Raw genomic sequence first — 12,696 nt, forward strand, 5'->3', positions numbered from 1 at the left:
GATAAACCGGGTTTCTTGTCCCAATTGATGGTAATAACTGGCAAATCTACGCCCGAAACCCGGTTTCTTGTCCCCAGGAACTGCTAAAACTCGGCAGTGCCCTCGAAAGTCGGAGTGGGGAGGCAGCGGATAAAGGCTTGAGCTTCGGGATGTTCCGATCGCAAAAATTCTGCGGGAGTGCCTAACAGGACCATTTTGCCATCCTGCATCAAGCCAATGCGGGTTGCCAAGCGTAATGCTTCATGAATGTCATGGGTGACAAAAATTACCGTTTTGCCGAGTTGCTGTTGCAGGTGTCTAAATTCCCGTTGGAGTTCCAGGCGGGTAATCGGATCCACCGCCCCAAAGGGTTCATCCATGAGTAAGACGGGGGGATCCGCCGCGAGTGCACGGGCGACGCCGACGCGCTGGCGTTGACCCCCGGAGAGTTGGTGAGGGTAGCGGTGGAGGAAATGTTGGGGTTCTAATCCGACGAGTTCGAGGAGTTCGGTGACTCGGTTCTGGATGCGATCGCGGTCCCACCCCTGAAGAGACGGGACGAGACCAACATTTTTAGCCACGGTGAAATGAGGAAACAAACCAATGTCCTGAATGACATAGCCCATGCGTCGGCGCAACTGAATCGGGTCCCATTGAGTGGTAGGTTTGCCCTCAACGAGGACCTCGCCAGTGGTGGGAATTCGGAGTGCATCCATCAGGGCGATCGTGGTGCTTTTGCCGCTGCCACTGCGTCCAATCAGAACTAAGGCTTCACCCCGATTGACTTTAAAATTCAAATTGGAGACTAAATTTCGCTGATTCACCCGAAAGGTGACATCCCAAAATTCTACAACTGAATCGTTAACAGGGGGGTTTGGTAAGGACATAGATCGATGGATCTGGGGAGTGAGGGGTGGGGTGGGGGAGAATTGCGGTCCGCAAGACTTCGAGGGTTTTGGGGGCTGTACTGTTTTGTAGCTTGTGGAAGAGTGACGGTGGAAGAGTGGCGATCGAGTAAAGTAAATTAAGGAAGGCACTGGAGGAGGAGCGGATCGTTGTGAGGACAAAATAAGCTAGGGCAATAGGGTTGCAGAGGGAGATAGGTTTGTAAGTTTATAGAAAATGGCTCCTAAGCCGGAGATCTCTGCCCGAATTAGGGAGGCGATCGCCAAGGGGAGAACAGAACACAACGCAAAATGCCAAACCGGGCATTCAGACTGACCTCGCTCAGATTTTAAGCCATTCGGGCCAAAAAGCAACCTTGGCGTTGAAACTGGGCAATAATATCGATGCGCGGAAATGAGCGTTATGCTACAAAGCCTTAAGGAAGGCATACAGTAAGGGGAGCAAAGGGAACCCGAAAGCAATGCATAAGATCCTGTTGGTAGAAGATAATGAGATGAATCGGGATATGCTATTGCGTCGTCTGAAGCGTCGGGGCTATGAGGTCATCGTAGCCGTTGATGGCGGACAAGGCGTCACAATGGCCCATGCCGAAACACCTGACTTGATTTTGATGGATATGAGTTTGCCGGTACTGGATGGGTGGGAAGCAACCCGGCGGATCAAAGCGGCACCGGATACTCAGTGGATCCCAATTATTGCATTAACTGCTCATGCCATGTCTGGCGATCGCGAGAAATGTCTGGCGGCAGGATGCGATGATTATGACACCAAACCCGTGGAATTTCCTCGGTTGTTGGAGAAAATTCAGTTACATATTTCCAAGCAACCCACAGTTTAGGATGCTGCTTGCATTCTGAGGCTGAAGGGGGAGAAGGGATCAGAAAAATTTCAGGGGTGCGATCGCCACGGGGTCAATGTCTTCACGCTTGAACAGCAATACATGGGATTTCTATTAGTCCACATAAGTTTTGAGCGATATTTTTAAGTAGTCCAAGTTCTCCAGACGCGAATTGGGGATTTTTAAGGGAGGGGGTTTCTGGGTCAATCTTAAAATCAAGAGATCTGAATCAAAGGGCAGCCGCCCTCATCCGTCAACCTTCGATTTTTTCTGATCATTCATCCCCCTCCGCGAGTCTGGATTATTTCCTGAGTTTTGGGTTAATCTCCACCCTAATTTTAATCAATATCCATGAGTCATAAAATCAGGCGAAAACAGAGGTGAGTCCATGATGCAATGTACCTGCCCGTTTAGGCAGAAATTTTAGTGATCAAAAACGAAAATTTAACTGCCGCCGATTGTCGGAAATTTAGGTCAGCGCTTCACTTCCTTAAAATGGTCTAGTATCGAGAATCAAAAATAGCGGTTAGGAAAGTCGTGGATACTATCCCGTTGATGACAAGACAGGAACTCTAAACAGGACAGTTCAAGTCAAACCAACCCTCTTCGCCAAAGAGATCTCATCAAGATGCCTATTAATTTATCAGCCCAGAATTTGAAGCCCAATCCAGAGGGGAACTCTAACCCTGAACATCAGCAGGCAGGGCTAATTCAAGCTTACACCCTGGTGGGAATCCTCTTGGGTTGCACGATCCCATTCGGTGCATGGATTCTGGATATCATAATTCAAGAGGTAGACTGGTCTTTAGGGGCGATCGCCCAGGTCCATACTATCAATCCACTACACTGGATCCTAGACCTTAATCCTCTATTCTTCGGCTGGATGGGGTGGACCTTGGGACAATTAAAAATCGCCCAGAAAACAACCCCCCCCGCCTCTTTACTCCTCAGTCCCGTCCCAAGGGACGGCTTTGGCTTTCCCTGCCTGGGAACCCCCACCGCAGACCAACTGGCACGTTACCTGAATCATCTTCCCATCGCCGTGATTGAATTGAACCTCAAGGGTGAGATTCAAACTTGGAATTCCACGGCAGAAACCCTCTTTGGCTATCATGCCAGCGAAGCGATCGCCTCCCCTTTACTGACAGCAATCATCACGAAAAATACCCGTCTTGATTTCCAAAACCACTGGAATCAGTTCTTAACCCACCCCTGTAAACAACGTTGGCGGTTAGAAAATCGCACCCGCGACGGCAAAACCCTAACTTGTGAATGGAATGTTCTTCCCCTCCTCAATCAGTCAAGTGAACTCATCGGAGTCGCTGCCTTAGTTTGCGAAATTACTCAGCAGGTGCAAACCGAAACGGCTTTACGCGATAGCGAAGTCCGATTACGCCGACTCTCAGAAGCGACCTTTGAAGGCATCATCATTCATATCCGAGGAAAAATTCTCGATGTCAATCAAGCCCTCGTGACTATGAGTGGCTATTCGGAAGAAGAACTGATTGGCAAAAATGCTTTAGATTTTTTAACAAATAACTCTAAAAAAATTGCGTTAAAAATGATTAACTTAGGGGATGAAACCCCTTATGAAGTCCAAATTTTAACAAAAAATGGCACAATTTTGGCGGTAGAAATTCAAGGGAAAGAGATTTTACATTCCGGGGGAGGGGTTCGAGTGGCAGCGGTGCGAGATATTAGCGATCGCAAACGGTCCCAAGACCTCGAAAAACTACTGATTGCTACGGTGACTGAAAATCAACGAACCCTAGCCACCCTGATGAGTAACCTTCCTGGGATGGTGTATCGCTGTAAAAATGACCGAGATTGGACAATGGAATTCGTCAGCGATGGATGTGTCACTTTAACCGGATATAATCCCGAGGATATCATCGGGAATCGCCGGGTTTCTTTTTCCAAAATTATCCATCCCGATGACCAAGAAAAACTATGGGAAAAGGTCCAAGCCAGTCTACAAAACCAACAGCCCTTTGAATGTGCTTACCGAATCATCACTCGGACTGGAGAAACCAAATGGATTTGGGAACAAGGACGAGGGATTTTTTCAGTTACTGGAGAATTATTTGCCCTAGAAGGTTACCTCACCGATATCACTGAACGGACGAAATCGGTAGAAGCCTTGCGTCACAGTGAAGCCCGCTATCGGACCATTTCTGAACTGGCTTCGGATTTTGTCTATTCCATGACCCTCAATGATAACGGTGAACCGATCGCGGAATGGGTTACTGAATCTTTTAAACGGATCACCGGCTATACCCGAGAGGAAATCAATCAAAAAGGCGGCTGGCATCGGGTGATTCATCCCGAAGATTTGCCGAAGTTTCGCCAATTTGAACGAGAAATGTTAGGGGAAAATGGGGCCGTATTAGAATACCGAATTTTTACCAAATCCGGTAATATTTGTTGGTTGCGCGATTCCGCACGAACCGTTGAAAATGAAGGGGAAGAACCGAGGAAGAAGGTGTTGGGGTCGGTGCAGGATATTAGCGATCGCAAGCGGTCCGAGTTCCAAATGTTACAAGCGATGTCTTTATTGAGCAAAAGTGAAGCCAAAAATCGCGCCTTGCTCAATGCGATGCCTGATTTAATGTTTCGCTTTGATCGCAAACAAACCATTCTGGACTTTAAACCCGTCAAAGGCATTGATTTTGGCAACTTAACCGGCCAATTTTTAGGAAAAAAATTAAGTGATTTATTATCTGAAGACGTTGTTGCCGATTGTATTGATGCCTTGGAAAAAACTTTAGCCAGTCATGAAATTGAAATATTTGAGTATAACTTAACCATTAATGAAGAGGTCTATAGTTATGAAAGCCGAGTGGTTGCCAGTGGAGATAAGGAAGCATTAGCGATCGTCCGAGATATTACCGCCCGCAAACGGTCAGAGGCGGAAAAACTGCAATTAATCGCCTCTTTACAAGAAAGTGAAGAAAAATATCGCTCGGTAGTGAATACGGTTCAAGAAGTCATTTTTCAAACTGATCCCCAGGGATGCTGGACTTTCCTAAACCCGGCTTGGACTGAAATTTCAGGATACAGTATTGAAGAAAGTCTCGGGACGCCATTTTTAAACTATATTCATCCCGACGAGCACCCAGAGACTCAACAAAAATTCCAGAAATTGGTCCAGCGGCAGACTGACTCTTGCCGCCATGAGGCGTGTTATCTGACCAAAACAGGCGATCGCCGCTGGATGGATGTTTATGCCAGACTGCGACTTTCTCCCGATGGAACTATTATCGGCATGGCTGGAACCCTCAACGATATCAGCGATCGCAAGAAAGTCTCCCAACAATTGCAAGAAGCCAAAGCCGCCGCCGAAGCAGCAAACCGCGCTAAAAGTGCCTTTCTTGCCAACATGAGCCACGAACTGCGAACCCCCCTCAATGCCATTATCGGCTACAGCGAAATTCTCCTCGAAGAATCGGAAGATTTAGGGTCTGAAGAATTCATCCCCGATTTGCAAAAAATTCAACTGGCTGGAAGACACTTACTCTCCCTCATTAACGATATTTTAGACATTTCCAAAATCGAAGCGGGTAAGATGGAACTCTATTTAGAAACCTTCGAGATTCCAACCCTCCTTGAAAATGTCATTGCTACCGCCAAACCCTTGATTCAAAAAAATAACAATACCTTAGAATCAATCTGTCCCCCTGATATCGGAACCTTATATGCAGACTTGACAAAAATCCGACAAGTGTTATTAAACCTATTGAGTAATGCTGCTAAATTCACTACCCAAGGCACCATTACTTTTGAGGTCTCCCGGGACCTCGGCTGGATTCCTCAGACCCCTTTAAATTCATGTCTCGGGGAGTCTGGGGATGGGATGTGGACCGATTCTCCCCCCCCGGTCACCCCAGACCCCCTGGGGCCTCCGTCTCCCTGTATTGTCTTTCGCGTGACGGATACAGGAATTGGCATGAGTCCGGAACAAATGAATCAAATTTTTAATGCCTTTACCCAAGCGGACCCTTCTACGACGCGCAAGTATGGCGGCACAGGTTTAGGATTAGCTATTTCTCAGCGATTCTGCGAGATGATGGGAGGTGAAATCTCCGTTAGCAGTCAAGTAGGAGTGGGTTCCACTTTTACAGTCCGTCTGCGGACTGTCTCAGTTCAGCCTCAGCCCTAAATGGTCCAACGAAGTATTTTCTCTGGGAAATTCTCGGGCCCGGGGATAGAAACTCCAAGAAATAGGTAGAATCCTAGGAAGTTTCCATCGAGAAACGGGATGTCGCCGAATCACTTGCACCACGGCAAGAGAGCAAACGCCATCAGGGGTTGATTTGCTCCTTCACTCTCAGTAAACCCAGCTATGCGGACACTAATGCCATGATGCGATCGCCCAAAACTCCTCTCCTATTCCCGTCGGTTCTGGTTTGTCTAACCCCCCCTAGACTCAATGCCGGGTGGGACGACACAGACAAAGCCCCTCTGATAAGGGATACCCTCAATACAGAACGTTGACCCCCGGATTTGGTATCAATCCGTTCTACCTCCTGCCGGATCTCCAGGATCCCAGGGCTAACGGAACCCCATCGTCTCCTAGAGGCGATCGCCGGTTCCTCACGGGTTAACCCCCTTAAACCCCTGCCCGATTGCTATTTCGAGCCTGCTAGATTTTAAAGAGTCGATGCCATGAACCTTGACCAAGCCTCGGTGCTGGTAGTTGATGATGTTGAAGCCAACCGCGATCTCCTCTGCCGCCGCTTGAAGCGGCAAGGCTACCATGTCCAAATTGCAGAAGATGGACTGAAGGCACTCGAATTAATCCGAGCCGAGCCCTTCGATCTCGTGCTACTCGATATTATGATGCCCCATCTTAATGGCTATCAAGTCTTAGAGGAAATTAAGGCTGATTCCAGTCTGCGTCATATCCCCGTGATTATGATTTCCGCTGTGGATGATATTGATAGTGTGGTCAAATGCATTGAATTGGGTGCAGAAGACTATCTCTCTAAACCGTTTAACCCGGTCTTGTTAAAAGCTCGGATTAGTGCCTCTTTGGAGAAAAAACGCCTACGCGACCAAGAACAAGCGGTTTTACAAAAATTACAAGATGAACAGGCTAAATCTGAACTGCTTTTGTTGAATATTTTACCGAAACCGATCGCGGAACGGCTGAAGGCTGGGGAACGGACGATCGCGGATAATTTTTCCGATGTGACGGTTCTGTTTGCTGATATTGTCGGCTTTTCCCAGCTTTCTTCTCATTTGTCTCCCCCGGAATTGGTGGAGTTTCTCAACCATATTTTCTCGTTGTTTGATGAGTTGGCGGATAAATATGGCTTGGAAAAAATTAAAACCATTGGGGATGCCTATATGGTAGTCGGAGGATTACCTATGCCTAGGCCGGACCATGCCCAGGCGATCGCTCAAATGGCTCTCGATATGCTCGACGCAACAACCCAATTAAGGACGAATCATGGCGAAACCATCGCTATGCGAATCGGGATCAGTACCGGCCCAGTGGAAGCTGGTGTCATAGGCACTAAAAAGTTTAGTTATGACTTATGGGGGGATACGGTCAATACGGCTTCAAGAATGGAATCTCATGGCATTCCTGGACGGATTCAAGTCACAACTTCCACTTATGAATGTCTGGCTAATGATTTTTTATTTGAACACCGGGGCCTGATTCCCGTCAAAGGCAAAGGAGAAATGTTGACCTATCTCTTGATGGGTAAAAAACCTATTGTTTAGTTTAATTCAAGCTGATAATTATTTAAAACCCATCAGGTTTTTCTAGGTTTTAAAGCGATGAATCAAAGCCCGAAATCCATCGGCTTCCTCTCCTGGGTGACTGCGCGCTCAAGGGTGAGATGCTCCGGCTCTTGACCTCAAGCGGTTGCAGGGGCGATCGCCTCCCAAACCGGAGCCTCTGGACCCGGCGATCGCCCTGATTCTTCCCTTTCCAGAATATCCGGTACAGTCCCCGGTTTCCCTCAAATTAGTGCTAGGATTCCGAGGGATTGAGAGGCGATCGCTCCTTAACCAGGTTCATCCCCCGGGGATAAAAATTAGCCTAGCCCTTGACAATTTATCGCCTATTCTGACTCAATGGATTGATGATCGGACAGTTCCTTGTTAAACTAACTGAGAATCGCTGTACAGAACTATTATTGTTAACTTAATTCGGTAAGGCTAAGGCTATGACTAGGGGAGTTTCCGTAAACATTCGATCAATGGCGACAGCGCCGACTATTGCGCCGGACAAAGTTGGTCAAGTTACCCGACAACCATACCCGAATTATAAGGTAATCGTGCTGAACGATGATTTTAATACGTTTCAGCACGTTTCCTCCTGTTTAATGAAGTACATTCCCAACATGACGAGCGATCTAGCTTGGGAACTCACCAATCAAGTTCACTTTGAAGGACAAGCCACAGTCTGGGTGGGGCCCCTAGAGCAAGCGGAATTGTACCATCAGCAACTCAGCCGCGCTGGATTAACGATGGCTCCTTTAGAAAAAGCCTAATCCAGTTACCAGAATCAGGCGTCTAAGTTGAGGGTTCAAGAGGAGGAGTTAACCATTTACCCTTAAGATGAACCAGTAGGTTGCATACTGAACGACAGGCGCGAAATTTGGCGTCTAGGGTATCCAAGCTGATTTTTAGGCTGTACTTAGCCTCTGATTGGTTCCCCACTATCCAGGAAACACTATTCTATTTGGTAAACATCTCATGGGAAAACCGTCTGGCGGTCGCTTGGTTCTAAATCACTCCACCCATATTCCGGGTTTAATCGCCATCCTGGAAAAGTTAACGGGTTGCCTCGGCATTCAAACGATTACTCCCGGGGTGATTGGTCGCGCCAAAGGTCACTGTCCCCAGATGAAGTTAAAAATATCAGTTCCTATTTTGGGCGGATATAAAGTGATTGCCAGACAGGGAAAAACGGTGCAAGAAGTTTTTATCATTACGGAATTAAGTCAACCGGACCTAGAAGGGGCGATCGCTTCATGCTTGGCAAAAAAATAGCTCCGGGGTCTGATGCGGTCACAGATGATTCCCTGATGATGAAGGTTAAAGCCCGGTTCTCCCCCAATTTTCAATTAAATTAAGACTCAACACTTTGAAACAGGTGACTGTTCTTCCGCCTCCCACTCCACTTCCCCTGACTTTTCTGTGAATGGGTTTGGTTCTCCCATCCCACTCTTTTTTCTAATTCTTTTTGGGGGTTTAGACCCTTTTATTTTGGCATTTAGTTTCTGATACACTGCTCTATAAACTACGTGATAACTCACATCAACTCCACATTTTTCCTTTAACCAAGTTTGAATTTCTCCGTAGCTGATAACTCCCTCATACTCTTCCAAATATTGCTTTAATTTCCCCATTGCTGCTGAAGGAATAGTTGTGGTTTTCCCCGGGCTTTTGTAGGGTTTAAGTAATCCCTCTAATCCCTCTTCTTTGTACTTCTGAAACCATCGATAAATGGTTGAAGGGTCTCTGACTAAAACTGAGGATAACTCTTGTAAACTAGAGAGAGTTCCTGTTTTTAGTAAGTACAATGCTTGCAGTCTTTCTTTCATTTGCACACTGGTCTGCTTGTCTAGCAGGTGTTTCAGTTCTTCTGAAGATTCCTTAATTTCTAGGTTGAGAGTTCGTGCCATTTGTATAAATTTCTCGCTTCAGCCCCATTCCGTTGATTTCATGGGTTAATTCCATGCACAGATAGCATAAAACTTTTTAATTCCACCCTAGCCTACCCAAGCTGGATCGTCAAGAGGTCCCCAAAATCAAGCAACATGACCGAATCTCTATTCTGAGGAATAAATCCGCCATTAAACCGGAAAAATTGAGTATATATCACTAAAAAAATCACCCTTTTTGAGCGAAAATTCACGAATAATGGGGATGAAATTTGTCCCTTGCTCGCACTTGTCTCAGGAATCTATTAAAATTAAGCAGATTTTATTAAGAGTCCCTTCAGACGAACAGAAGATGAGTAATTCAGGGCGAGTTCCGATTTCTAAAAACAAGGATTTTACCCCCGAACCGGACTGGAACTATGAAACGACGGTAGCTCAAATTGAAGCGATCGTTGAACGGGTCGAATCGGGGGAACTGGAATTAGCAGAGGTTTTCGACCAATTCACGATCGCTGTTGAGTATTTGCGCCAGTGCGAATCGTTCCTCTCTCAACGACAGCAACAGGTCAATTTATTACTGGAAACTCTGGATGAGGTGAGTTTTGAGTTTTGAAGAATCAGGGGGAAAGGAGGACTTAATTTGGGGTGAGGGTAAAGCTGAAAGAGGCATTTCAACGGGATGATCCTCGGGAAAACTTAACCGGGAGGGGAAGGGTGTTCCCATAGCCTGTCCCTGAGAATAGGCTATGGGAACGCTCTCCCCCTTGATCTTGCTTTTAAGCCTTACCTCCTAAGCAATACTGCCGCGTTTGCGGGTTTCTTTGTAGGAGGTGCCGACATTTTGCAATCCTGCTTTAATCATTTGTTGTTCGAGAAGCGCAAAGAAACGAGCCCGATCGCCTCCCCGAACTACCGCTTGATTGTGGGCCTCCGCTAACACCACCGGATAGCCATACCCTTTTTGCACTTGGGACAAAACCATACTTAATGCCATGCTTAACAAAGAGGGATCTTGAGCAACCCAGGCAGGCATATCAATTCGGGCAATTTCTGGACCGACATGAAGGTAACAGAAATACACTTGATGTTCTGAGGGATATAAATCCAAAATTCGAGAACAACTCCGCCAGAGGGGACTCCGTTGACCCGGTTCAAGTACAGAAGCCCATAATGTAGTATCCCGTAAAGGATCAAAGACTTGGCAGGGCGCTTTTTGGTCGTAGGGACGCAGGACGGAATCTGCCTCAATGGGACAATGGGTAAAACAGTCGGGGTGAGGATGGGGACAGGCGGCTAACCGTAAGAAACTGAGGGATTCACTACTGCGGGAGGCACTGATATACCCGACAATCGGGACCTTGACTTGCCGCATTTTTTCCCAAGCTTCTAAAATAGCCCCGAGAATGAGCTGACGAGCATCGGTAGGTAAGGGTTCGAGAAACCAGTAAATTAAGGCCCCATCAACCATGCCTAAAATAGGCGCTTCTGGATGAGCAATTTGACCGCTGCCTGGGGTTCGCAAGGCAATGGCTAAATCTGCGAGGGCGATCGCCTCGGAAACCCCCCGGCGATACCCCATCCATTCTTCGGTTTTAATTCCCCATTGCCGAGAAATATACAGGTCTTCGGGTTTATAAAATACCTCCGGCAGACTATCTAACAAGGGGAGGCGACTTTGACCATAATGGAGAATCACTCGCCCGACATTAATTAAGTAACAGTAGGCAATTTCATGATGGGACGGTGCAATCTGAGACCCATCCGTCGCGATTACGGTTTGGACGTTGGGGGGAGTCGGAATGTAGGGGGTAAAGTCCAAGGGTTCGGCGGGAATAGCCACGGGAAATCCCATGCGATCGCGCCAAATTTCTCGTTCCTGGATCAACTGTTCTTGCTCTCCCTGAGCTTTTTTCCGCAATTTTTGGGCGACTTCCAACCGCTGACGGGATTGTTCCGCTTCTTTGGAAAGATGTTCGCTGATTCCCTGCATTTGCCTTGCAATTTTGGTCAAATCTAGCATCCGTTCCCCCTGGGTATCAAATAGCCCATTGTTGCTTTTGCTCTGTATTATTTTACAACCCAGGGCCGGACCCTTGGATGATTTAGGACCGATTTAAGGCCACAGTGAAAAATCTTGGCAGAAGGTGGACAAGGATAAGAGTTCTATCCCAGAATTGTTATTCGCTGCTGCGCGATCGCTTGGGGTATTATATCCCCAGTCGGCGAGATATAATTTGACCCCAGTCAGATCCAGTTGTTTTTGGACTGATTCTAAGGTTTTTAAGCGGTCTTCTACAAACCAAATAGTTGGGGTTGGGGTAATTTTTCCGAGTAATTCTCTGAGGATTTGGTGTTTAGGACGCTTGACATTTTTACCAAATACACAGTCTTCTGGGAGTTGGATACCTTGTTCTTGCAGCAGCGATCGCACGAAGCGTTCTTCTTTGGTGGTGATGATCACCAGTTGCTGATGGGAGGCGAGGTAGGTTTGTAGGCGATCAATAACTCCGGGATAAAACCGATGCAAACTCAACCAATCGGTGAGATTGTCGGCAATCCATTCATCTCGGACGCGATCGACGATCGCCGCTACATCCGTCGGGTCTAATCCTTCAGCGGTAACGATTTGCGAACAAATGGCAGGCCAGTCTTGTAATATAATCTCGGGGTTAGTTCCTAGAAGGAGCGATCGCACGAGGACTGGCATCTCCCATCCTGTTTCAATCGCCGGTCGGAGTTGATAAAACAAGGGCGCTATTTCATCCGGGGGGAGGCGATCGGCCTTGGGCCAAATTTGGCAATACGATCGCCAAGTGGTTTGGAAATATTCGATTAATCCATCACAAATGACGCCATCAAAATCAAGGGCTAGAATTGTCGGAGGGTTAGACACAATCGGATTTGAGGGTAGAGAATCTCCTTGCCGATTTTCCCATGAATTGGGACAGCCTGTCCCGCTTCCTCCCAAAACAAAAGACCCACTTTTTATTAAAAAGTAGGTCTTTTATTTAGACGCGTTAACACTGATAGCAGACGCCTTAGTTCAGTGATTTTTTTAAGTAAACTCTAAATTAATAGAGCTTTAGTCAACTGGGGCGGAAGGATTCGAACCTCCGGATGCCTGGACCAAAACCAGGTGCCTTACCGCTTGGCGACGCCCCATTTCTCTGACCTTAAACATACTAACAGATACCCACCGGGTTTTGTCAACTGTTTTCTAAAAAAATCTTTTTGGGGTCTTGGGGAGGATGGGGAGGATGGGGAGGATGGGGGAGATGGGGGAGATGGGGAGGATGGGGAGGATGGGGAGGATGGGGAGGATGGGGAGGATGGGGAGGATGGGGAGGATGG

General features: G+C 47.2%; 11 protein-coding genes and 1 tRNA gene. 7 read left to right on the plus strand and 5 right to left on the minus strand.

Annotated features, from left to right (window positions below; translation table 11 throughout):
• Positions 1–83 precede the first annotated feature (83 nt).
• Entirely contained in the window at positions 84–866 is a 783-nt protein-coding gene (locus tag NG796_RS15900; protein ID WP_261207810.1) for an ATP-binding cassette domain-containing protein, read from the minus strand.
• A gap of 479 nt (positions 867–1,345) precedes the next feature.
• Here NG796_RS15900 and NG796_RS15905 point away from each other — a divergent pair, with 479 nt between their 5' ends.
• The 6 genes from NG796_RS15905 (at position 1,346) to NG796_RS15930 (ending at position 8,731) form a co-directional block, all read left to right on the plus strand.
• Positions 1,346–1,723 (plus strand): response regulator, encoded by a 378-nt coding sequence (locus tag NG796_RS15905; protein ID WP_015148449.1) that lies wholly within the window; start codon positions 1,346–1,348, stop codon positions 1,721–1,723.
• A 628-nt stretch (positions 1,724–2,351) separates the two neighbouring features.
• On the plus strand, positions 2,352–5,882 hold the full coding sequence (locus tag NG796_RS15910) for a PAS domain S-box protein (RefSeq protein ID WP_261207812.1): 3,531 nt from the start codon (positions 2,352–2,354) through the stop codon (positions 5,880–5,882).
• A gap of 506 nt (positions 5,883–6,388) precedes the next feature.
• On the plus strand, positions 6,389–7,453 hold the full coding sequence (locus NG796_RS15915; RefSeq protein WP_261207813.1) for an adenylate/guanylate cyclase domain-containing protein: 1,065 nt from the start codon (positions 6,389–6,391) through the stop codon (positions 7,451–7,453).
• 145 nt (positions 7,454–7,598) lie between these two features.
• Complete coding sequence (locus tag NG796_RS15920; protein WP_261207814.1) at positions 7,599–7,841, plus strand: hypothetical protein; 243 nt, start codon at positions 7,599–7,601, stop codon at positions 7,839–7,841.
• Positions 7,842–7,935: 94 nt separating this feature from the next.
• Positions 7,936–8,229 carry an ATP-dependent Clp protease adapter ClpS gene (clpS, locus tag NG796_RS15925; RefSeq protein WP_317619320.1) on the plus strand — a complete coding sequence of 98 codons (294 nt, stop codon included), beginning with the start codon at positions 7,936–7,938 and terminating at the stop codon, positions 8,227–8,229.
• Between the two features lie 205 nt (positions 8,230–8,434).
• Complete coding sequence (locus NG796_RS15930) at positions 8,435–8,731, plus strand: DUF2103 domain-containing protein (RefSeq protein WP_015148445.1); 297 nt, start codon at positions 8,435–8,437, stop codon at positions 8,729–8,731.
• Positions 8,732–8,817: 86 nt separating this feature from the next.
• On the opposite strand, the gene NG796_RS15935 is transcribed toward NG796_RS15930, so the two are convergent.
• A complete protein-coding gene (locus NG796_RS15935; RefSeq protein ID WP_261207816.1) occupies positions 8,818–9,366 on the minus strand; it encodes a helix-turn-helix domain-containing protein in 549 nt (182 codons plus the stop codon).
• Between the two features lie 331 nt (positions 9,367–9,697).
• Between NG796_RS15935 and xseB the strand changes: the two genes are divergently transcribed.
• Entirely contained in the window at positions 9,698–9,958 is a 261-nt protein-coding gene (gene xseB / locus NG796_RS15940; RefSeq protein ID WP_261207817.1) for an exodeoxyribonuclease VII small subunit, read from the plus strand.
• Positions 9,959–10,135: 177 nt separating this feature from the next.
• On the opposite strand, the gene NG796_RS15945 is transcribed toward xseB, so the two are convergent.
• From NG796_RS15945 to NG796_RS15955, 3 genes are all read right to left on the minus strand, one after another.
• Entirely contained in the window at positions 10,136–11,365 is a 1,230-nt protein-coding gene (locus NG796_RS15945; protein ID WP_261207818.1) for a DNA double-strand break repair nuclease NurA, read from the minus strand.
• A 93-nt stretch (positions 11,366–11,458) separates the two neighbouring features.
• Positions 11,459–12,238: an HAD family hydrolase gene (locus tag NG796_RS15950; RefSeq protein WP_411268814.1), complete on the minus strand. Its 780-nt coding sequence runs from the start codon at positions 12,236–12,238 to the stop codon at positions 11,459–11,461.
• A 197-nt stretch (positions 12,239–12,435) separates the two neighbouring features.
• Positions 12,436–12,507, minus strand: a tRNA-Gln gene (locus NG796_RS15955).
• Positions 12,508–12,696: the final 189 nt, after the last annotated feature.

Origin of the sequence: Laspinema sp. D2d, from assembly GCF_025370755.1 — a bacterium.
In the GTDB taxonomy this organism is placed as follows: domain Bacteria; phylum Cyanobacteriota; class Cyanobacteriia; order Cyanobacteriales; family Laspinemataceae; genus Laspinema.